The organism is Candidatus Marinimicrobia bacterium CG08_land_8_20_14_0_20_45_22 (genome assembly GCA_002774355.1).
Classification (GTDB): domain Bacteria; phylum Fidelibacterota; class UBA2242; order UBA2242; family UBA2242; genus 0-14-0-20-45-22.
Window position 1 is genome coordinate 1 of sequence record PEYN01000033.1, and the last position, 23,918, is coordinate 23,918.

The 23,918-nt window shown below is 45.6% G+C and carries 14 protein-coding genes and 1 pseudogene; 11 read left to right on the forward strand and 4 right to left on the reverse strand.

All coding sequences use genetic code 11. The features are described from left to right. Positions 1 to 275: 275 nt before the first annotated feature. The 4 genes from COT43_02300 to COT43_02315 are packed head-to-tail and all read right to left on the reverse strand — an operon-like array spanning position 276 to position 7,886. Entirely contained in the window at positions 276 to 1,946 is a 1,671-nt protein-coding gene (locus COT43_02300) for a hypothetical protein (protein ID PIS30102.1), read from the reverse strand. A gap of 43 nt (positions 1,947 to 1,989) precedes the next feature. Then, positions 1,990 to 2,976 carry a hypothetical protein gene (locus COT43_02305; protein PIS30103.1) on the reverse strand — a complete coding sequence of 329 codons (987 nt, stop codon included), beginning with the start codon at positions 2,974 to 2,976 and terminating at the stop codon, positions 1,990 to 1,992. 28 nt (positions 2,977 to 3,004) lie between these two features. Then, positions 3,005 to 5,068 (reverse strand): hypothetical protein, encoded by a 2,064-nt coding sequence (locus COT43_02310; GenBank protein PIS30104.1) that lies wholly within the window; start codon positions 5,066 to 5,068, stop codon positions 3,005 to 3,007. A gap of 31 nt (positions 5,069 to 5,099) precedes the next feature. Continuing rightward, the gene (locus tag COT43_02315; protein PIS30134.1) at positions 5,100 to 7,886 is read right to left on the reverse strand and encodes a TonB-dependent receptor; all 2,787 of its coding nucleotides are present in this window, start codon (positions 7,884 to 7,886) and stop codon (positions 5,100 to 5,102) included. Between the two features lie 483 nt (positions 7,887 to 8,369). On the opposite strand from COT43_02315, the pseudogene COT43_02320 reads away from it, so the two are divergent. The 11 genes and pseudogenes from COT43_02320 to COT43_02370 all read left to right on the forward strand — a co-directional run bounded on the left by COT43_02320 (position 8,370) and on the right by COT43_02370 (position 23,914). Next, positions 8,370 to 9,467 (forward strand): annotated as a pseudogene (locus tag COT43_02320) (hydrolase). A gap of 138 nt (positions 9,468 to 9,605) precedes the next feature. After that, positions 9,606 to 10,460, forward strand: a complete 855-nt coding sequence (locus COT43_02325) for an ABC transporter ATP-binding protein (protein PIS30105.1) — start codon at positions 9,606 to 9,608, stop codon at positions 10,458 to 10,460. Continuing rightward, positions 10,450 to 11,223, forward strand: coding sequence for a hypothetical protein (locus COT43_02330; protein ID PIS30106.1), 774 nt, complete (start codon positions 10,450 to 10,452; stop codon positions 11,221 to 11,223). The genes COT43_02325 and COT43_02330 overlap by 11 nt, the downstream gene beginning before the upstream one ends. A gap of 1 nt (position 11,224) precedes the next feature. Next, complete coding sequence (locus COT43_02335; protein ID PIS30107.1) at positions 11,225 to 11,602, forward strand: GntR family transcriptional regulator; 378 nt, start codon at positions 11,225 to 11,227, stop codon at positions 11,600 to 11,602. Beyond that, positions 11,599 to 12,303, forward strand: coding sequence for a hypothetical protein (locus tag COT43_02340; GenBank protein PIS30108.1), 705 nt, complete (start codon positions 11,599 to 11,601; stop codon positions 12,301 to 12,303). Before COT43_02335 ends, COT43_02340 begins: the two co-directional genes overlap by 4 nt. A gap of 182 nt (positions 12,304 to 12,485) precedes the next feature. After that, positions 12,486 to 13,094 (forward strand): non-canonical purine NTP pyrophosphatase, RdgB/HAM1 family, encoded by a 609-nt coding sequence (gene rdgB / locus COT43_02345; protein PIS30109.1) that lies wholly within the window; start codon positions 12,486 to 12,488, stop codon positions 13,092 to 13,094. Between the two features lie 94 nt (positions 13,095 to 13,188). Continuing rightward, the gene (locus COT43_02350) at positions 13,189 to 19,500 is read left to right on the forward strand and encodes a hypothetical protein (GenBank protein ID PIS30110.1); all 6,312 of its coding nucleotides are present in this window, start codon (positions 13,189 to 13,191) and stop codon (positions 19,498 to 19,500) included. A 1-nt stretch (position 19,501) separates the two neighbouring features. Next, the gene (locus COT43_02355) at positions 19,502 to 20,422 is read left to right on the forward strand and encodes a glutamine cyclotransferase (protein PIS30111.1); all 921 of its coding nucleotides are present in this window, start codon (positions 19,502 to 19,504) and stop codon (positions 20,420 to 20,422) included. Then, the gene (locus COT43_02360) at positions 20,412 to 21,275 is read left to right on the forward strand and encodes a hypothetical protein (protein PIS30112.1); all 864 of its coding nucleotides are present in this window, start codon (positions 20,412 to 20,414) and stop codon (positions 21,273 to 21,275) included. Before COT43_02355 ends, COT43_02360 begins: the two co-directional genes overlap by 11 nt. Then, positions 21,276 to 22,343: a hypothetical protein gene (locus tag COT43_02365; protein ID PIS30113.1), complete on the forward strand. Its 1,068-nt coding sequence runs from the start codon at positions 21,276 to 21,278 to the stop codon at positions 22,341 to 22,343. Next, positions 22,343 to 23,914, forward strand: coding sequence for a hypothetical protein (locus COT43_02370; protein PIS30114.1), 1,572 nt, complete (start codon positions 22,343 to 22,345; stop codon positions 23,912 to 23,914). Before COT43_02365 ends, COT43_02370 begins: the two co-directional genes overlap by 1 nt. Positions 23,915 to 23,918: the final 4 nt, after the last annotated feature.

A 23,918-nucleotide genomic window follows, 5' to 3' on the forward strand; every position in this document is an offset into this window, starting at 1 on the left:
GGACGTGGGAAGCCGCAACACAGGTCAAGGACGGCTGGCAATTAGGACGCGACACCGGCGGAAAGTGGAACAGCGCGCTGATTTTCGATAAATATCCATGGCGGATTTCCGCGCCGATGTTCGGCAGAGGATTCGCCTCGCAGATCGAGTTTTAAGATGAAAGTCGTTTTGAAAGTGGTAAGCGTTACTTAGTCTTTCACCGATCTGTCCGTTAAATACAGAATATAAAAAGGGCGGGAAAAATCCCGCCCTTTTCACATACTATCAAAAACGGTTTATTTAACCATCGTCATCCGTTTGACTTTGGTAACATTGCCATTTTTCACGGCATACAAATAAACACCTGTTGACATCGGGGAACCATTCCGATCCAGACCGTTCCATGTAATCGTATAAGTTCCAACTGACAGTTTCCTATCAACCAGCGTGACGACTTCCTTACCGAGTAGATTGTAAATAGTCAGAGTCACAACCTTCTCACTAGGAACGTCGAAGACGATGTTCGTCGTGGCATTGAACGGATTCGGATAATTTTGCTGTAAGCGGAAGTTATCCAAATTGGTTATATGATTCGAACCGGGATCAATCACATTGATAGTGACCGTCGCATCCAGAACGATAATCGGTGCTGTTGCCGAAAACATTCCACCAACCGGAGTACTGGAAGTATACAGCACTTCCTTTTCAGGATCATCATCGATGTTGGCAATATTTAGTACCGACCAGATTCCATCGGCATCAGTGGCCGAGTAGAGTGAATCGATCATCAACAGTTCATAATTGGCCGGATCGGTAATGTCACCACCCGTATAAGAAACACAGGTAATCAAACCGTTGGGAGTTGAGGCGCGAGAACCGAAGATAAAATCCAAGTTACCATCATTATCGATGTCACCGGATGCGCCGCCCCAGGGACCGCGCGAACCACCAGGCCAATACGCCGCGAGATTGAAAATCTCAGTTGGTTTTAAAGTATCGGCGACTTCCTGTAGGAGATAGATACCTTTTTTAGTATCATCGCCCCAGTCGTATACGGCGCAGATGATTTCTTTTGTGCCGTCTTTATTGAGATCTACTGTCATCGCCGATTGAACCGGAGATCCGCCCGCCAATGGACTCAAAGCCTCGTAACTCCATCCAGTGCCACTGTTATATATATACTTCGAGATTTCTGTCTCAGAGAAGAAATAGGCGTTATTTCCAACGACAGCAACATCCCACTTATTCTCGGCGGCTGTCGTTATTCCCAGATCAATGCCAGTTACTTCCAAATCCCAGGTCTCAGATCCATCACCGTTATCCGGAATATTGCTGACCGAGCAAACCGCTCCATAATAACCACTGGTTTTTCCGGTTCGATCAGCAAAAATAATCTCGGTCGAGCCATCACCATCAACATCGACTGCCTCGGCATCGATCGGCCGGATGTTGATACTTTGTTCGGTGGTAATTGTCCATGTCGAGTTCGGTTTGTACCCACTGGCGCCATCATCGACGCCCAAGACATCGCCGGTTCCCTGTTCATAAACCGCGATCCGAACAGGATTGGTTGTATCCGAAAAAGAATTGACTGGCATCCAGGTTAATTCCTGTTTTGAATCACCATCCAGATCGGTCACTAAAAGCACCGGCCATGTGTTCTGATAAAAAGGATCCAGTTTGGACTGCCAGACAACGTCCCAGGCAGTGCCATTTTTTTCCAACTTATAGATTCGGGCGATTACTTCCGTGGCGCCGTCGTTCCAGTTATCATTTACCAGATAGATTTCGGTTTTGCCATCCGCGTCCAGATCGACGCCCGAAACCATGCTCCCGACCCCGCCGTTGTTTAGCGTGGCTTCGGGAACTGTAATTTCACCACTGCGGGTGAAACCGGTTATCCCGGCATAACTGAATGAAAACATCGCCAGGACTAACACACACCAAATCGTAACAACTTTCTTCATACAAACCTCCTTATTTTGTTATCTGTGATACTTACATTTTTATTCAAAAAGAAACTCCGAGAGATACTCGATGAGCGCCTTTTAATGCGCCCAGGTCGGAGTAAGCATAATCTGCGCTAATTCCTAAAGCATTTCCCAGCCCAAGCCGAACTCCGGCGCCAAATGTCAAACCGGCTTCATCCGTATTAATTTTATAACCGCCGCGCAAGCTGAACATCTTCAGAAATGAATATTCAAGACCAAGATTGTATTGCTCAAGATTATTGTTTGGGTGAATCATGTCCGCCGCGATCATGACTGTATGGTTAGTTTTTTTAAGCAGATTCATGCTGATTCCAAAACGGAAGTTTACCGGTAAGAAATAGGTTTCGTATTTTTTCTCTTTATCGGCATTCTCTGAATCGCTATAGTCCCAATAAGTTCCACTGAACCGGACTTCCGGAGCGAAGTGCAGGATTGACATGCCGAGTTTGAGGCCATGAAAATTGGTGCGGTAAATGGTACCTAAATCTATCGCCCATGTAGAATAACCATGGCCATAGTAATCTTCATGTACTAACTTCGTAGTCAAACCAACCGAAACGCGATCCGTCAGAAAACGGGCATAGGTCAAACCGATAGCATAATTGGTCAGGTTGAACATCTCACCATTGCCTTCCGGCATTTCGATTGTGGTAACCTCCATGTCATCCGCCATCAGAAAGACACCGCTGACGGCAAGGGTTCCAATCCGTCCAAGTTTCATCGAATATGCCATACCGGCGAATGTAATGTCGGCTGGCCATTTATTAATAGCACTGAACAGGTTGCGATCGCTGGCATCCACCAATCCGGCAGGATTCCAGAAGACGGCGCTGGCATCGTTCGCGACTACTGTAAAGGCTTCGCCCATGCCAGCCGACCGGGCGCCGACACCGATTTCCAGAAATTGGGCCACCACTGTGCCGACCGGAGCGAATTCTGCGGCAAAACTAACCGGTAAAATCAACAGGATGACTATCAGGAATGCAGGAAGTATATTTTTGCGCATTGTTCTATTTTCCTCTCTGATTAGCATGTTAACGAACGATCACAAATTTGCCGACTATCTCGCCTAAAGTCGGTGACTTGACCACATACATGTAAATCCCCGGCGCGGCTTCCTGATTATTGCGGGTCATCAGATCCCACTCCGCCACACTGGCCGAATTCGGGCTAACTTCCTCGCCGACAACTACGGTCTTGTTGGCTTTCGTTTCTGCCACATAATCTCCGTCGAGTGTAAAAATTTGAATCGTTGCGTCGGCGGGCAGATTTGTAAATTGTAGCCGATGTTCCCATGCGAATGAATCGCTAGGCGTGCGGTTATTCCAGTTGGCACTTCCTAAATATGGATTGGGTACAACTTTTACGTTTTTTAGCGTTTGCGTCGATACCGGATTGGCCGGTGCGATAATCTTCATGCTTTTTGAATCGGTGATATTCGTGTTAATCACACCAAAGGGAATAGGTTCGGAAATATTTTTTGTAAAAGCTTGAACAGAATAATAATAGACCAAACCTTTGGTAATATCAGTATCAATGTACTGGAATTTTTCACCATCAGCACTGCGTGGCGGGGGCCAGGAAGTGGTTCCGATGGTGTCGGTATAACTCGCCAGAGTATTCCATTCTACCGAACCACTACTTGATTTTAGTCCTTTGGAAACCTTATATGTTTGGAAGTTGGAATGCTGTACTGCTGTCGTATCCCAGAGAATTTTAACGCCATTTGTCACGGGATAACCGGAACTTGAATTTTCATCAATACTTTGGACTAATTCCACGTTTGGAGCGGGTGGCGCGAGAACATTCGGATCCAGACTATAGTTATTATCAACGATAAATTGGGCAACATCCATGATCTTGACTAATTTCACCAGACTGTAGACGCCGCCGCTATCAAAATCGCAACCAATACCCAAAGCGGTCGTGACCACAACCGAATCACCGGGCGGTAATGAATCCAGCGGCCCGAATGTTAAAATACCACGAAAATCATAGGCATACGGTAGGCCGGTTGTAGGATTGGAGAAAATGTCTTCAAAAACTGGACTGCTAATCATGCGCAACCAAGTCAGGGCGTCCGATGTTGGATCGTTATAAATCTGGCAGACATGAAAGGAACTCGGCTTCAGCTCTGGCACGCTTTTCAATACTTTGATACCCATGAAGCCTGGAGTCTGAAGGACACTGTCAGCCCCGGGATTTCCAAAATCGTTTGCCGGACCGTTCTCGGCCGCATAACTTGGATTGTCGCCATCGAACATGATAATCATGTGGCTATCGGCATCGGCAGATGTCAGGCCATGATCGCGTCCCGCCATACAACTTTTATTATCATTCGGGTCAGTCGGATCGGCAAACTTCTCGACCCAGTTCCATTGACTGTTCGACATCGCGTGGTCGTCAATATTACAATATTTCGACTCAGCATCCCATTGCGGTAATTTGGATACATCACCGTCAAATCGGATAGTGAAGTAAAAATCCTTCAATCCGCGTGGCGTATCTGGCAACCCATCACCATCACTGTCAACACCAACATTCTTGATTGTATATTCATAGATAATGAAGTCCGCGGCGTAACTCGCAGACCAGGCATATGTACGCTCCTGAACCTCCAGCCCGAGCGGAAAATGGATTCCCGAAGCCAGGGGTGCCGAAACATCGTAATATTTGGTGTATGTATCTTCCTCCGAACGGGCAGTGGCGCTGGTATCGACATGCACCGAATCCAATGCGGAAAATTCGTGATCGTCGCCCTGCGTGGAGTGAAAAGTACCATCTACGAAAGCTGACAGCCAGAGCGTTCCGCGATATAGGTAAGAATTTCCAGAACCACCCGGATAATCACCAGAGGGGGTTCGGCCGGTATAGGAGTCGTCACCCATGTAACTATAATTGGAACAACGATTCCAAATGTTGCCGATCTTATGCCATTTGTAGTTGTCATTCACAATCGGGCTTTGTGGCGAAAGAGAAATTTTCGACAAGTTAACCGGTTTCTTGGCTTGATCGGCGGCTATCGCCAAGTTAAAAAGGAACAGAACAATCAATAAAATCTTGATAACGTTTCTCGTCTTTTTAGAATACTGATTCATTAAAAAAACCTCCATATTGCTAATGGGAGCATTAGAATTGCACTTCGATGCCAAAGCGGTATTGCCGCCGATCACTGTAAGCCTGTGGATTGTAAACCAAGCCACCGCCGACCAGTGTTTCATCAAGAACAATCGTAGGATCGTCGGTCTGGTCATAATACATGGAACTACCAATCCAATCCACATTCAAGCGGTTGAACAGATTAAACACATCCAGAAAAAAATTCATTTCGGCTCCCGCCACTGCAATTTGTTTACTCAACCTTAAATCGGTATTGAATGTTGCTGGCAGACGCTTGTCGTTAACCTTTCCGGTACCATACGATGAATAAGGCAAACCACTGCCATATTTAATTTGGAAATTGGCACGCAAGTTGGTGAAAGGCTTGTAACTACCAAAATGCAGGCCTAAAATCGGACTGCTTGGTGTACATAAAGTCAAATTGGTATTAACCGTATGGGTTTGATCGAAATTTAAATAATTAAGACGACGCTCAGAACTAAAAGCACCCGCTCCAGTACCTGAGGTTGAGCTGCGTCCCTTAGCCACAGAAAAAGTATAATCCAGCGAGCCGCCCCAGTATTTCCCGATTCTTTTCGTCAATGCAAATTCCAAACCTTTCATATTGCCGTAATCTGCATTGCCATAAACATTAATTTCAATCCCTTGAAGGTTTTCTCCGATATATTTATACCAGTTCATTAAGTTGGTCACATCTTTATAATAACCGGTAATTGATCCCTTAATGTTATCACTAAAAAGGTGTTCGACGCCTATTTCATAGGCTACTGTCTTTTCGGGATCAATGTTGGGATTGCCCACATAATTACCAACTTTGGTCAACGCCTGGAAGTACATGTTGCGATAGAGATAATAGGCGTCCGGGCGCTGAAAATAATGGCCATAGGAAAAATGGATAACATCGCGGTCGGTAATCGGATGTGAGATCGCTATGCGTGGACTGAACTGCGATTTGGGGCTTGGCTTTTTCGGATTGATTAATTTTGGCAATCCGCTGCTGGTATCCAGTTCGGAATAAGGATTGTTATAATCAGCCGGATAATTCACACCTTTGCCACCGCCGTTCGGATCGAAATAATCGAAACGCAAGCCAATGAGCGCGATAATTCCCTGAAACTCTATTTTATCCTGAGCGTAAAGCCCGAAGTCAATCGTTTTTTTATTCCAGATGTCTTCCCGGAAGGTGCCGTAGCCTAGTGTCCAGCTGATATTTTCAACTGACATCCGACTATAATCAAATTCGAATCCAGCCTTGATTAAATGATTGTAGGTAGCCTGACTGACGAAGTCGCCTTTAATCGTATTCGTCCACGATTTCTGATCGCGGTAGCCCGGATCATCGCCGACTGTCCACCAGTAATTATTCTCCTGATCGCGATAAATCGGATGCGGGCCGTCTTTTGTGTTATCCCAAATCAAATCCTCCTCGGTATCACCGTCGCTGTCACGGTCATCTACATCCTGTGTGGCATAATGATAATTAGAATAGTAGGATTGCCAGCGTAATTCATAGTAAGTGTTAGAGCTGAGCGACTGTGTCCAGACTAAATAAAGGTTGCGACTCTGCTGATGATAATTCCAGAGGTAGTCCTGCATCGGTCCGACATAGTACGTTTTAGTAAAATGAGTCGTATCGCCTTCCTGCAATACCAGAGTATCATTTGTTGATTGTCCATTCTGCGACCAATACTTCTGCGGATCATTGACATAAATGTAGTGCAAGGCTGTGTCACTACCGGTACTTTGGGCACAGTAGTATTCGTTCTTATGATATTCGTCGCCCGGACCGTACATAGATGCCGGTAAATAAAACTCATCCCAGTCCTTCTTTGAATACAATCCCCCAACAGCCAATTTGGTTTTTGTGGTCGGTTTATAAGTCATTTTACCCTGATAAGACTGGTTGAAATATTTTTCGTTGATGAAATTGCCCTCTTTTCGATCGGTAATTTCAGCCGAAGCCGAAAAATTGGCTTTATTCGTAAAGAGGGGCCCATTTAAACTGAGCTGATAAGCATTTTCCAGTTTGTGCAGATATTTGACACCTAACCACTCGTCGCGATTTTCCATCAATAGGTCATTCAGCCCAGATCCGAAATTTGTTGACATATAGCGCGCTTTTCCGGATAATTTCTGGCTACCTTCCTTCAAAGCTAGATTCAATACACCTGATTGAACATTGCCATACTCGGCGCTAAATCCACCCAATGTGACTTCCATTTCCTGAATAGCGGCTTCGGGAACGTCTGCTGTGAATCCGCCCATATTGCCGGAATATTCTCCCGCGGGATCCTTGACCGGCAACCCGTCAATCACAACCAATACTTCGCCAACACGTCCGCCACGAAAATGGCTTCCGACCGTACCAGCCTGATTTCTTGCAATCTGCTGAAAATTATCGACTGGTTGTTCGGTCATTTCATCCGCGGTTACCGTATGCCGGGAAGTAAACTCATCTTTTCGCATCAATGGTCGTTCTGCAGTAACGATCACACTTTCTCCAGCTTCTAAAACAGTAGATTGCATGGAAAAATCTTGTTTTGTTGTCAGATCAATTGATACTGCGACATTCTTGGCTATGACGGGAGTATAGCCGATCATCATGGCCTTCAAATCATACGTGCCCACCGGAACATTCAATATCGTATAAAAGCCGTCATTGTCGCTGGCGACACCTATCGTCGTACCTTCAATAATGATATTAACACCGGGCAGTGGTTTCTCCGTTGTGGCATCTTTAACTATACCAGTGATTTTTCCACTTGTACCAGCTAAAACACCTATTGCCATGGTCAAGATTAGGCCGACAAGTAACAGATATTTTTGCATTTAGTTCCTCCTAAGCAATATCAATTTGACCTTTGAGCGTGTAAAATAACCACAAAATTTCAATGTTCATTGAAAATAATTTTGAATGAGCAAAATAGTATATTATCGAAAAGATACAATTCCCTAAAAACAAATATTCTGAGAACTTCTTTAAGTACTTACTGGGTTTTTTCCCAAACCATTTCCTCCCTTGTCAATAAAACTTGTCTGCTTAGAATAAAAAATATCCTCGTAAAAGTCAAGGTTTTTTTCAGTAAATAATATCCATTTCAGATTTTATTTTTACTGATCGGCACCATCTTCAACCGAAAACTCCATTTTCGTGGAAGCAGAGACCTTTTAATAACCGTAATCAACGATCCAAATTTCTTTAATCTATGCACTTTTCTATCAGAATTTGGCTATATTTTGTTTATGAAAATTCATTAAAATCGAGGAAATAAAAACCATATGAAACAATCCTTTTGGGTAATTTGTCTTGTCATTTCCACATTTGCCGTTGCGCAAGAAATTAATCCCCCAAAAGTTCTGTCAACACAATTTTATGGCAAGGATTTTTACCGGATCGAGGGAACGACAATTGCCGATTCTCTCAAAGAAAATAATTTCGACCGTTTGCCCTTGAGTTATCAGAACAAGGTCCGAAAACCCGGCTAGGACCTGTCAAAAAATTCTGCCGGACTCTCTATTCGATTTATGTCCAATTCGACATCGATAAAAGTCAGATGGGAATTGCTGAACGATAGGAAAATGAACCACATGGCGGAAACAGGAATCAAAGGCGTCGATCTGTATGCAAGAGTCGGAAATTACTGGCAATTTGTAAATACCGGAAGACCGACCGTGGTGAAAAACGAGGCATTGATCATTGAAAATATGACACCGGTTATGAGAGAATACCGCCTGTTTTTGCCTTTATACGACGGCGTTTCGGCGTTGGAAATCGGAATCGACTCGCTCAGCAAAATCATCCAGCCACGTAAGCATAAAACGAAGCCGATAGTTTTCTATGGCACCAGCATCACACAGGGCGGATGCGCCTCGCGTCCCGGAATGGCCTATACAAATATCATTTCGCGAAAGCTCGATACTGACTGTATCAACTTTGGTTTTAGCGGCAACGGTAGAATGGAAATGCCGCTCGTTGAACTGATCTCGGAAATCGATGCCGCTTTTTATGTGATCGATTGCATTCCTAATATGACAGCGGATCAAATTCATGAAAATACCAAACCGCTTATTGAGACAATCCGTAAAAAGCGTCCAAACACTCCAATCGTTTTCATCGAACAAATGATTTATGAAAAAGCGTTTTTCGATTCAACCGTCTTTCAGTTGATTACTCAAAAGAATTCCGCGTTGAAATCTGAAGTAACAATATCCATCGAATCGGGACTTACCAATATCTTTTACATTGATAACCAATCTCCTTTGGGAGGCGACCATGAAGCAACCGTCGATGGAATACATTTTACGGATTTGGGATTTATGCGATTTGCCGATTTTCTGATAGAAAAGTTTAAACAGTTCAGGATCATCACTACATAAACGTTTTATATCCAGTGTATATTGTTCGATTAACGGTTTATAAAAAATATTTCCTTAAATAAAAAAATCTTGACAAATCGGCGCTCGCTGATTAGATTCTTAGTGTGTTAGTTGTTTAATACACTATTGGAGGTCAACATGATAGAAATCAAGAATCTGAACTTCGCTTACCGGAAAAAGAGCCACCTGTTCGACGATCTGAATCTGAGCGTCGCGCCGGGAAGTATCTGCGGATTGTTGGGAAAGAACGGCGCGGGAAAAACCACGCTGTTAAAAATTCTCACCGGCTTGCTGTTTCCCAAAAGTGGCTCCGTTTCGATCTCTGGTCAAAATCCATCTGATCGACTTCCAGAGACTTTAAAGGAAATTTACATGGTTCCGGAGGAATTTTTTCTACCAACACTGACCGTTCGGGAATATGCGCGGCTCTACGCACCATTCTACCCGCGCTTCAACAACGATCGGCTCATGGCACATTTACCCAACTTTGAGTTGCCAGAGAACGACAAACTTTCGTCATTATCTTACGGTCAGAAGAAAAAATTTCTGATCGCTTTCGGATTGGCAACGGATAGTCATTTGCTCTTGCTGGATGAACCGACAAACGGTCTGGATATTCCGTCGAAAAGTCAATTCCGAAAAATCCTCGCCTCTTCACTGACGGACGATCGTACGTTTATCATCTCCACGCATCAGGTTCGAGATATGGGAAATCTCATCGACCCAATCATCATCCTCGACAATGGAAAAATCATTTTCCACGAATCCGTCGAATCCGTCAACCGAAAACTTTCCGTGCGCATTCTACCGGAAATTCCCGAAAACGAAACGGTGCTTTATTCGGAAAAAATGCTCGACAGATTCGTTATCGTTTCGCCGAATTCCGACGGCGAAGAGACCAAGATGGATATCGAACTGTTATTCAACACCGTCATCCTGAACCGAGAAAAAATAGAATCGCTTTTTACGAAGGAGTCTAACCATGAAGCCTAACAACACTTTTGACCGAAACCGGTTCTTCATTCTTGTTCGAAACGATCTGTCCACAGGCTATCGTAATTTACTGATTGCCGGCGGAGCCGTCGCGGGCGCTTTACTCGTGATTTATTTACTCTCCGCATGGGACAACGCCAATCCTGATTTTCACCGGACGTTTTTCCCAATGGTCATATTCTTCGGCGGTTATCTGACGACCAGCATGATTTTCAAAGACATTCACGAAAAACAGCGAAACTACATTTATCTGACATTGCCAGCGTCAACGCTCGAGAAATTCCTGAGCCGGTTACTATTGACTTCGGTGGGCTTTGTGGCGATCGTTCTGGTACTTTATTCTCTGTTTTCTTGGATTGCCGCCGGACTCAGCCAATTGCTCTTTGATCAATCACTCCCGGCGTTCCAGCCATTCACGCACGAAACGCTGATTTCGATTGGCGTATATTTAGTGACACAATCGGCATTTCTGTTCGCCGCTGTTTATTTCCAAAGCCACGCTTTTTTCAAGACGATACTGTCTATCTTTTCACTTACGATTGCGTTTAGCATTTTTACGATGCTTATTGTTCGACTCGTTTTCTGGGAATACTTTAATGGGTTGTTCATGCAGGATTTTAACATCGATCTCCAGTACATGTTCGGCGACGGCGAGCCGTTTGTCCAAATTATTTCGACCGCGTTAAAAATTCTCTTCTGGTTTGTGATGGCGCCCTTCTTCTGGATTCTTACTTATTTTCGGTTGAAAGAAGCGGAGGCTTAAAATGGAATTCCAAAAAGACAAGGCGATTTATCTTCAGATCGCGGACTACATTTGCGAGAATATTCTCTCAAAAAAATGGGTGGAAAACGACAGAATTCCATCTGTGCGTGAACTTGCGATCGAATTGGAAGTTAATCCCAATACCGTCATGCGAACCGTGACTTTTCTTCAGGAAAAAGGCATCATTTTCAATCAGCGCGGCATCGGCTATTTTGTCGCCGCCAACAGTTACGAAAATACTCTCAACCTGAAAAAATCGGATTTCATCCAATCCGACCTGCCGAGAATCTTCAAAACGATGCGTTTGTTGGGACTCAGTTTAGACGACATCAAACCATACGCAGTTCAACTTGAAAATAAATTAGAGAGGACGTCATGAAAACAAGCAGTAAAATTTTAGTAATCACTTTTTCCCTGATTCTCTTGTTTATCGCTGGCATGATAATCGTTAGCCGTTTCGCTATGGAGCGCGATTATTCCGAGACGAGAGACGAGTTTCGATCGGCGGACACAGAATTAATCAAGCACGATCTGAAAGATTTCACCGAAGTCAGCGTTTCCGGTAACTGGGATGTAACTATTACTCGCGAGGACACGTTCGAGGTGCGGGTTTTTTATCCAAAAGAAACGAAGAACAAGTTAAATGTTAGCAAACACGGCTCAAAACTCGAACTAATTTCTATTGGGAACATGCGCAACCATCACGACCCATTCAAAGCTGAGATTCACATGCCGAAATTGGCGAAAATTCGATCCGAATTGGCGTCAATAGTTCGGTTTGATGGATTCAAATCCCCGAATCTCGACCTGCAGATTGAAGGCGTCGGATTGATTACCGGCGGCGATAACGTCATCGAAAATCTCGAACTGTCCACAGACGGCGCTTCTCAAATTGACCTCAAATTCAGTGCAGTCACCAACGCCAATTTGGATATTAACGGAGCGGGAAAAGTGCGGCTCAATATGGCCGGCGGAAAATTGACCGGTTCGGCAAACGGCGCCGGTTCGATAACTTATTCTGGAAGCGTTTCTGAACAGGATGTTCAAACAAATGGAGCCGTTGCAATTCATAAACGTTAAAAAACCGTACCGGACTTCTTGCCGAGAGCCGTGGCAAATTCGCCGCGGCTCTTTTGGTTTTAACAGAAAATTTCAATAATAATTCATCCATTTCAGCTGTCGTCTCGTGTCAATTCGCTTGACATTTATGCAAATATTCTCTAACATTTTTAGCATTTTTAAATGATAAGGAATGAAGTAGTTTGAATATATTAATTGCATCAAATAATCAGCACAAGATAAAGGAGATTCGGCAGATATTTACACTACCAAATGTGGTGTTGCTGACTTTAGATGAGTTTCCGAACACCCCAATCCCCGTAGAAAACGGGAACACCCTTTATGAAAACGCATTTAAAAAAGCGTCTATGTTATCAAAATTTACAGGGTTGCCAACGCTTGCGGACGATACGGGACTTGAAGTCAATGCGTTAGGCGGTCAGCCGGGTGTTCGTTCTGCTCGATATGCCGGCGAAAACGCGACTTATGACGAGAACATCGACAGATTGCTAGCCGAAATCGACAAAATTGAGAGTCCTGACCGAAGGGCGCGATTTCGGTGCATCGCGCTGTTCTATCATCCGGATATGACGCTTTCTGAAGAAGGGTACATTGATGGTATGATTTTATCGCGTCGTCACGGGATTGGCGGATTTGGCTATGATCCAGTTTTTTACGCTCCATCGACCGGGAAGACTTTCGCGGAGATGACTGAGGAAGAGAAAAACAATCTGAGTCATCGTGGGATGGCATTTCGGAATCTCCACAATTCTCTCAAGGATAAAATTCATCAATTAACCCAAAAATATTGAGGTGCCGCCTAAGCGTTTTTTGTTACTGTTTTCTTTTTGTAGTTCATATTAACTTTTTTAAGGTGGCATCATAGTTTTTTACCGTCGCGCGACATTGTGTTTTCTTTTGTTGGCAGGATTGACTCGGATAGACGCTCAAACCGCGTCCGAAGATTCGGCTCCGGGTACTTTTTCTATCAAAGTCGATTGGCTGGCGAAACGTTTTGCCGATATGCGGATGGAAGGAAATCGCGGTCTGTCGCTTATTTCACCGAATTACATTACACTCAACGCCAATATCCTGCAAATCAAATTTCCATCGGCAAAAATGGAACAGAAACCTGACCTGTCCGGGACAAATCTCTTGTTCACTAATCAGATAACCGGTACGGACATTTTTCTTCCACGCGGCATTTCATTCGACAATTATTACCGATTGAAAACCAATTCTGCTCTACACAAACAATTGAACGAACTAATTACCAAAAGCGCCGAAGATTCTAAAAAGGCGCCTGAAACCGAGAAGATAGAATTGATCGGCGCCGACATTGCCGGACAGCGCGTCTCACTTCAGGTTTCCGGAAACGTCAACATTAACGGTAAATTGCAAAACCAAAAACAATCTCAGGTTCGCTCCGGTTATATGGAAGGACAGTCCACGACATTTGTCATCGATCAAAAGCAACAATTGAGTATCGAAGGTAAAATCGGCGACCGAATCAGTATTCTTGTCGATCAGGACAGCGAGCGCGACTTCGACTTTGAAAACGCGCTGAAAATTGTCTATACCGGACACGAAGACGACATTGTTCAGAAGGTCGAAGCCGGAAACGTCGCGCTGTCTTTACCGGGAACACAGTTTGTTACCTTTTCCGGCAAGAATAATGGTTTGTTCGGTCTCAAAGCGCTAATGAAACTTGGCCCGATCGACCTGACAACTATCGCTTCCGTCGAAAAGGGCAAAAAGGAAAAACTCAGCGTGGACGGCGGCGCGCAAACATCAACCGGATACATCAAAGACTACGAATATCGCCGTAACCAGTACTTTTTCCTCGACTTGACTTACCGTGGATCTTTATACAATAGTTTCCAATCAACCGGAATTTTTAGTTTCAATCCCAATCGCGTCGTCTCCGATCTGGAAGTTTACAAGTCCGTCACCATGGAAACCGCCGGATGTGTCTATGGCGCAGCCTGGGTGAATCCCAACGATACATTGCAGGATGTGGGTTTAAAAGTAGAGCGCCTGTTTAAACGCCTTGATCTGGGTAAAGATTATTTGGTTGATCTGAATACTGGATTCATTCGACTGGCAACGCAACTTCAGGAGTCGGAAATCCTTGCTGTTGCTTACCGGGTAATAGATGCAACCAAAACGACTGTTGAATCTTACGGGCAATGGGATCGCGCAATCGCCGACACGAACGACATTAAATTGAAGCTCATTAAACCGCAACAACTTCTGCCATCGCATCCATGCTGGGATTTGGAATTCAAAAACGTCTATTTCCTGGGAACGACCGGCATCAATGAAGATGGTTTCGACTTGAGCATCGTCTATAATTGGGGTGCGAACGGTGACGTTGACCGCGATGCAACCGATGGAAAAACATTCCTGTATAAATTCGGACTCGATCGAAAAGACAAAAACGGAAATCCCACGCCCGACAACATCATTGACTCAGACAACGGGGCGGTCATTAATCTGCAATCGGGAGAACTCTGGTTCCCTTTTCTCCGCCCGTTTCAGTTCAAGGAAAACGATCTGACCGGAGAGCGCAATCCGAACCTGAACGCTTCTTACAATTGTTCTGCAATGTACGATAGCAACCGGACAAATATCTCGGCCATTAACGAAGATACGAAATTCAAGATCAAGTATAGTTATCAGAACCGAAGCTCGAATATCAGTCTGGGTGCAATGGTCATCGAAAACAGTGAGTCCGTAACGCTAAATGGTCAGTCGTTGACACGCGGCGTCGATTACACGATCGATTATTTTTCCGGTTCACTGACCCTGCTCAAGGCCGAAGCCACAAATCCGGATGCCAAGTTGGACATCAAGTACGAAAAGAACCAATTTTTCCAACTGGACAAGAAAACAATCTTGGGCGCGCGCGCGCAATACGATTTCGGCGAAAATTCCTACATTGGCGGCACAGCGCTCTATTTCAGCCAATCGGTAGTCGATGAAAAGGTCGATATCGGTTACGAGCCGATGCAGAATTTTGTTTGGGATTTGAACACAAAACTGAGCAAGAATTTAAATTTTCTCACGCGCGCGATCGATTGGTTGCCATTGATTCAGACCAACGAAACATCGAATATTTCATTCGAGGGAGAAATCGCTCAGGTTCGCCCGAATCCCAATACCTTAAGCAACGAATCGACAGGCGATCTCAACGGCGTCGGTTTCATCGACGATTTTGAAGGCAGTAAACGCATCACTTCGCCGCCGATCATGCGCCGATATTGGTCGTTATCGGCAGTCCCAGTAGGAAAAACTGCGAACCAGCGCGGTTTTGCATTTTGGTTCAATCCGTACGGCGGCGTTGCGACGACAAGCATCTGGCCAAATAAAGAGGTCAGTACACGCGCGCAGAATAACCTTACAGAAGTTCTTGGAATCGCCATGAATCCCGAATGGGCTATCAAAGTCGGCGACGGAATTGAAACGCCCAAAAACGCATGGGGCGGTATCACTTACTATTTCCCAACGAGCTATTACGATCAATCCAAGACCAAATACGTCGAAATCTGGGTACGTGGAAAAACTGGACAATTACACTTCGACCTCGGATATATCAGCGAAGATCAGGACGGCAACGGACGATTGAATACCGAAGACAAGCCCGAAGCCGGTTTCACTACAGGGAACACCCTCTTGGACGACGGCGAAGATACCGGTCTTGATGGCATTGTAAACGAGTATGAATTTGTGGTCACTTCGGTTGGCGATACACTTAGACCCGGAGATGACCGTCTAACGAAATACGGTCGCGATCCAGACGACCCGCATTCCGACAACTGGAGCTGGAAAGAAACTTCAACCAATTATCGTCACATTAACGGAACGGAAGGCAACTCCAAAGATGTCAACGGCCTTTATCCGGATACAGAAGATCTAGACTCTGACTTCCAGCTGAATGAGACAAATGATTATTTTACCGTCGATTTTAATCTGGATGATAGCAAAGACGAACGATACGTCGCCGGACGCACCGAGTATTCAAACAATCAAAAGACCGGATGGAAACTTTACCGGATTCCGCTTTCAGAATTTCAGAAGATAAAGCCCAATGCAATAGTTACGTGGCAGACGATCCGCTCGTGCCGCTTATGGTTCGATGGCTTCAGCGATGAAGATACCGTCTGGATTGCCAAGATCGAAATGGTTGGGAACGAATGGGAAGAGGTTGGCATCGCACCGTCCGAAACCGAACCGTACGTCGTCAAGTCGGAATCCTTTTCTGTAAGCGTCGTTAATTCGGAAGATAATCCGGACACATACGAAGCGCCAAGTGGCGTTCAGGGTGAATACGACCGCATCAATGAAATCCGCATGAAAGAACAATCATTGGTTCTGTGGTTCAACGGAGAAGAAGGCGTCCAGCCGGGCGCGCTATGCGCTGCAAAAAAAGTCCTTCAGGAAGAAGGAAGTTTTATCACCTACCGTAAAATGAAAGTCTATGTCAACGGTAGCAATCTGCACACACGAAATCATGTTTACCAGACCGGCGAGGCAACTCCGCTTCAATTTTTCATCAAATTCGGTCGTTTGGATGAAAGATACTCGCCTCACTACTACGAATACCGGCAACCGATATATCCCGGCTGGGATTCGCGAAACAAGATGGAAATCGATCTGGATTTTATCACGCAATTGAAATCCTACAACACGGAAGAATCCTTTCCGGACAACGACCAGCGCCCCAAACGATTTCGGATTTACTACAATGATTCAGGGGAAATCGTCAAAAGGCATTATCGTGAAGTAAAAGACGGAAAATATACCGGCGTCGAAGTAATCATCGTAGGAAATGCCGCGCTCTCCCGTGTCCCCAGAATCGACATCGGAATAAAAAACCAGAAGTATTCTTTAGACGATCTGACCGAATCTGATCCGTATTCGCGATACGACAACACGATGTACGGCGAGGTCTGGCTGGATGAACTCCGGTTGTCCGAAGTCCGGCGCGACGCGGGAATCGCCTACCGAACAAAAGCCTTGCTGAAAATTGCCGACGTGGCTACTCTTGACATTAGCATGGATCGACGCAACGCCGACTTTCACACCGTCGAGCAACGACCATCTCTTATGACAGATGCTTTGAACACGACACAAAGTTTTCGCGTTGGCGGTCGGATTTCTCTCGATAAATTTACGCCAAGTTCGTGGGGTGTTCATCTGCCATTAACCGGCACATATTCCCAGAATGTCAGTACGCCCAAATACATACCCGGTCAGGATGTCCTTGTGGGCGACACTCCACCGGATAGCATCCTCAACATTTTGCGTTCGTACAGCATGAACATCTCTTATGACAAACGCGTTTCAGATTACTGGCTGACCAAGTACACAATCGACCAAATCAAGTGTGGACTCAGCGCCCAGTGGGCTAATAATTCCACGGTCACTTACAGGGAAAACAATGCCCAAAATTATAAAGCAAATATGTCCTACCGCGTGCCATTCGGGAAAGAAAACTATTTTAAAATCTTCAAATGGATGACGCCAGTCCCGTATCTGGGAAACAAACTCGGCGAGGTGCGCTGGTATTTTACCCCGAGCAATCTCGATTTCTCATTCGACGCCGGCGAAGACATTAGAAATACAGTCACCAGGGGTTCCGCTTCCGATACAAATTACACTCACAATCTTGCCATGAACAGCCGCGTTAACCTAAGTTACAAATTCTTCGATAACCTGAACCTGACCTACTCCAAAGATATGAAGAACAACATGGATGAGTTAAAGAACGATAAATTGCAAGCGATTCAAAGGCTGAATTTCGGCGTGCCGGTCAGCGTCCGTGAAAATTATTCCGCTTCATTTTCTCCAAAGATATTCTCGTGGTTTTCGCCCAATATCAATTATACAGCGAATTACAACTGGGCGGAACCGATGAGCAGTCCAAATAAAAGTATCGACGTATTAAGTAATCAAAACAGGGTTTCGACGAGTTTTCAACTCGATCTCGCTTCAATTTTAAACTCTGTCTATTCGCCCGCTAAAAAAGTAGCCAGTCCGCAACAATCTACCAGCAGATCGCCAACTCGCGGACGCTCTGGCGAACGTTTAAATGAAGAACAATCGGAAACACGGGGAAAGCCCGGACGACAAGGAGAGCCGGGTCAGACGGATCAACACAGGAAACCAGAAAAACAGACACAGACTTTGCAAGCAGACAATAAAAAAGTCATTAAACAAGAACCCAACGAACCTAAGCAGATTAAATCGTTGGATACCATTAGTAAATATCTGAAAAAATTGTCCGCCATTCAATTTAGTTATTCGTTCAACCAATCCGTGAACAACAAATATCGAACAGGCGGCACGCCGGGAATCGCTTACCGGATGGGTTTTACGCCGGACCCGGGATTGTCTTTGGTGGAATCAGAATACGGTGGCGTCGGAAAAGATAATACAACGACCGGCATGGACGCGACGATTCGTTCCGGGTTGAACATTTCTCCCAACATCAATACATCACTGTCTTTTGCACAAAACATTTCGGTTACAAACTCTGCCGGACAAACGGGAAGAAACCTCAGCCGCGACTTTTTCCCAATGGGCAGTAACGGAAAAGGTGGATTTCCGTTCCCGAACTGGACAGTCGGTTGGAAAAATCTGGAAAAGGTGAAACTACTGAACAAGGTGTTCAAAAAACTTAGTCTCGATCACGGATTTTCCGGGAAAGAGGCGATTGTCTGGAAAAATGGTAAGCTAATGAACTCTTCGTATAAAACCTATTTTCAGCCGCTCTTAAGTATCAACATGCAATTTAAGAACGACGTGTCGGCGACCGCCCGCATGACACAAGGAAGCACGATCAATAACCGGGAAGCCACCACGGAAATTATCGATGAGATGAATATTCAAACGACGGTTAATTTCCAGAAAAAGGGCGGATTCACGATTCCGCTTCCATTCCTGAAAGATAAACGTCTTGAGAACAATATCACATTCGCTCTGACTTATGATTACAACGCATCCAAAACACGCGCGCGCGCGACAAATGAGGGAAAATATGTAGTCCAATCGGAGAACAATTCCTGGAAAATCGCACCCCGAATCAATTATTCATTTACCAAAAAGGTCACTGGCGGATTATATTACGAATATGGAGAAAGTTTCAACCGCTCGACCGGAAGACGAACGACCAAGAACGGCGGTTTCGATATCAACATAGCAATCAGAGGTTAACATGAAAAAGTTTTATCCCATATTTTTTACCAGCCTGCTTTTGCTCGCCAATTGTTCGACCCATTCATTCAACTTCGATGGAGAAAAAGCATATCGCTATCTTCAACAACAATGCGATCTGGGCGTGCGGAACCCTGGTTCGGCTGGACACAGCGCCGCAAAAGAATTCATCACAAAAACCGTCTCGCCGCTCGCTGATACAGTTGTGTCTCAACAGTTCGAATCTTACATCGATTCTGAAAAAATCACCTTAAAACTCACCAATATCATTGCAGGATTTTCGACCCAAAAAGGAAATCCGCTCCTCATTGGCGCGCACTGGGACACTCGACCGCGCGCAGAACACGATCCTAACCCCTTAAACCGCAATTTACCGATTTTGGGCGCAAACGACGGCGCCAGCGGCGTGGCTGTTTTAATACATCTGGCTGAACTTCTCAAACAAAACCCGCCGCCACGAGCTATTTATTTGGTTTTCTTCGATGGAGAAGATTACGGATTTCCCGGAGCACTCGATTATTACTGTCTCGGTTCTGAATATTTCGCAAAAAATCTACCGATTCCTAAGCCAACTGAAGCGATCGTCATCGATATGATTGGCGACGCCGACCTATCGATTCCCGTCGAGCGTAATTCTTATCGCAGTCATCCGAAACTCATCAAAAAACTCGGAGACATCGCCCGCGCCCGCGGATTCAATCAATTCGAGCAACGTTTGGGCGACGAGATTTTCGACGACCATATCATGCTAATCCAACACGCCGGTATTCCATCGGTGGATTTGATCGACTTTGAATATCCGAACAGATCGACCAATTACTGGCACACTACGCACGACACACCGGACAAATGCAGTCCGAAGAGTCTTCAAGTAGTCGGTCAGGTGCTTTACGACTACATTTACGAAAAAAATGAAAAATAAACCCAACGTAAAAAACATTCCGGCAAAAAGAACTTGGAAAAAGATCATTTTCGACCGAGATGTCTGCAACGAAGAACTCTTATTGTCTCTTCTGGAAGCGAACGATCGCGTCGCCACATTGGAATTCGACGATCGGATCGAAGCCATTTTTCCTATCGAAGAACGCGAGCGACTCTTTGAATCGTTTGAGCCGTTCACCGAAAAACTTCATCTCTCCGGCGCAATCCTGTCCGAAAATGACATCGCGGATGAAAACTGGAGGCTGAATTGGCAGAAATATTATCACCGGGTCGATCTGGAAAACGGCATTAGCATTCGTCCTTATTGGGAGGCGCCAAATTCGGACGCCGAACTAGAAATCGCCATTAAGCCCGGCATGGCATTCGGAACCGGCACACATGAAACGACACAATTAACGCTTCTATTCCTGAAAAAATATCTCCGCCCCGGGATGTCCGTTCTTGACGCCGGTTGCGGCAATGGAATTCTGTCGATCGCCGCCTTAAAAGTCGGCGCCAAATCCGTCGATTGCTGGGACATCGATCCAAATGTCGAAGAAAATTTCCGCGAACAAATGGTTTTGAATAAAATTTCCGAACATTTCTCGTTTCATATCGGAGAAGCCACCGCACTAAAATCGTACGATTATGATCTGATCCTGAGCAATATCGAGAGGAAGCCGAATTTGCGCCTTCTGCAATCAGCGACCGAGAATCATTCTCCCGCACTGATCATCTTTGCAGGAATTCTGACAGATGAATATGAGATATTTGCCGACGCTGTGCTAAATTACGGTCGGGAAATCGTCGAGACGATGACCCAAAATGAATGGATAGCAATCGTGGTGAAATAAGTGAAGTCGTACCGGTTTATTAGTCTTGTCGTTCTTGCTTTCGGGCTGGCGTCGTGCTTTAAGCCAACGACGGAAACACCCGCGTCCGCCGATCCCGTCATCGACAGTCTCACGGTTCATTATTCACAACTGAACAAATCCATTTTCATCGCCGCCGATATTTACGATCCGCAGGGAATCGACGATATCGATTCGGTATCTTTTACGCTTTCACGATTAGCAAGTGAAGCATCGCAAACCGGCACGCCGATTTTGACCGGGTGTCTATCGGACGACGGTCCGCCGGAAGACATTATCTGCCGGGACGGTCTTTTTTCATTTCTCGTCGATTCCGCTATATTCGGCAATCGGAATGGCTATTACAAGGTCGATGTCATCGCCTACGATACGGACGGCAACGAAAGCGAGACGGTTTCCCAAAAAACGAAAGTCGAACAAAATACAGCGCCGTCAATCTTCATGCTATCCGCGCCAACCAATTTTGAAAAAGGTGACACGCTAAAATTCCGAATCCGAGCGACCGATCCACAAGGACCAGACGACATCATCTCTGTTTCATACGGAATTCGGCGTCCTAACGGAGAATATTCCGAAGATTGGACTTGGACACTGCGTGACGACGGGCTTTGGGGCGACGATCACGCCGATGACGGTATCTATACGGTTTTTCAACCTTCCAGCGCCCAAAGCAAATATCAAGGACTCTTTACGTTTTATTTTTTCGCAAAAGATGCCAAAGGCGCGCTGAGCGATACGCTAAAAGCCAGCATCACGAATCCCGGCGTCACGATCAATTTTCCGAATCTTCAGGAAAATATTTCCATCGGCGACACGCTGACAATCCTCTGGGAAAGCGCCTACATTTCATCCTTGCAACTCGCTTATACGCTCAACGCCAGCGCGTCCGATCCGACATTCACCAACATCGCCGTCGTCACGGCAACGACCGGAATTTATAAATGGAAAATCCCTTCCGGTCTTCAATCGTCAGACTGCCGGATCAAGGCTTACGACACGTCCAAATCCAGCCGATACGACATCAGCGATAACTCATTCACGATCCAATAATGAAAAAATTCGCGTACCCGACACTTTGCCTTTTACTCGTTGCCTCCGCGCTAAATTCTCAGGCTTTCCGGCTTTCAAAACCTTTACTGACCTCCGACAATCGCACTTATTCCGGATTGGCGGGAAACGCCGTCACGCAAATTGAATCACAAGGCGACTCAATTCTGTGGTTTGCAACAGGTGGCGGCCTGAGTCAATCGAACGATTTCGGGCAATCTTTCGTCAGTTATTATCCGATTCCGGACAGTATCCCCAAAGGCGGGATTTCGTCGATTGCCACACTGGATTCCGTTATTTGGATCGCTGGCATATTCGATTCTACCACTGAAGTTGGTTCCTATCAGACTGGCGCCGGACTCGCCTTTTCTAAAGACTTTGGACGGAACTGGATACACGTTAAACAACCCATTGATTCAGCATCAGCATCTTATGAAAGATGGGATGGCTACAGCGTTAATTTTTTACCGGTCGTCACGACGATCAGCAATACGACGTGGGACATTTCACTCACGCCAAAATACGTTTACATCGCCAGCTGGGCGGGTGGAATTCGCCGTAGTTCCGATTTTGGCACATCATGGCAACGCATTCCTCTTCCTTCGGATGATGACGACGTTCTTGAATGCGGCGAGGAAATCACTTTTCAGATCAATCCAAACGATCCACCCAAAGGAAATCACAATCACAAAGGATTCAGCGTTCTTGCTTATGGCGACACAATTTGGGTCGGTACGGCGAACGGGATCAACTTGGGAATAGCTGAGTCCGATTCCTGTATTCGCTGGCGTAAATACAACGCACAGAATTCGGCGATCTCCGGCAATTTTGTCATCGCTATGGCGCGTCAGGTCTGGAATGGGAAAGAGACGCTTTGGGCGGTAACATTAACCGCAGAAAGTTCAGGCGAATATCAGGCGATCAGCAAATCATCCGACGGCGGTCTGACGTGGAGCACGACGCTTTCCGGCGAGCGCGGATACAACTTTGCTTTCGACGACTCGATCGTCTATGTTTGCACAGGAAGCGGTCTATTTAAATCCATCGACGGCGAAAATTGGGCGCTTTACGATCCGGCGCAAGACATCATTCGGCGCGAAACGCTCTATTCTCACGATGTTTATACCGCGCTTGTCGATCGACGCGAATTTCCCGGTTATCTCTGGATCGGAACCGCAGACGGCATCGCAAAAACCCGCGACGACGGAATTCATTGGTCGATTTATCGTCAGTCAGCTTCAACTAACTTGAAAAACGAACCTCAAGTCTATGCGTTCCCGAATCCATTTTCGCCGACGCATCACAACATTCTGAACGGCGACGGACACGTTCGGATCAAATATCACGTCGATGGCGCGGCGCAGGTTCGCTTGGAAATTTACGACTTCGCGATGCGCGCAGTTTACAAAAGCGAAAAACAGTCGATAACAGCGGCTGGAGAATATACCGAACCGTGGAACGGCAGAAACTCAGACGGCACGCAAGTCGCTAATGGAACTTACTTCTGCAAATTGACACAGGAGTCGCAGGGCAAGGAACAATCTTACTGGACAAAACTGATTGTCGTAAAGTAGAACT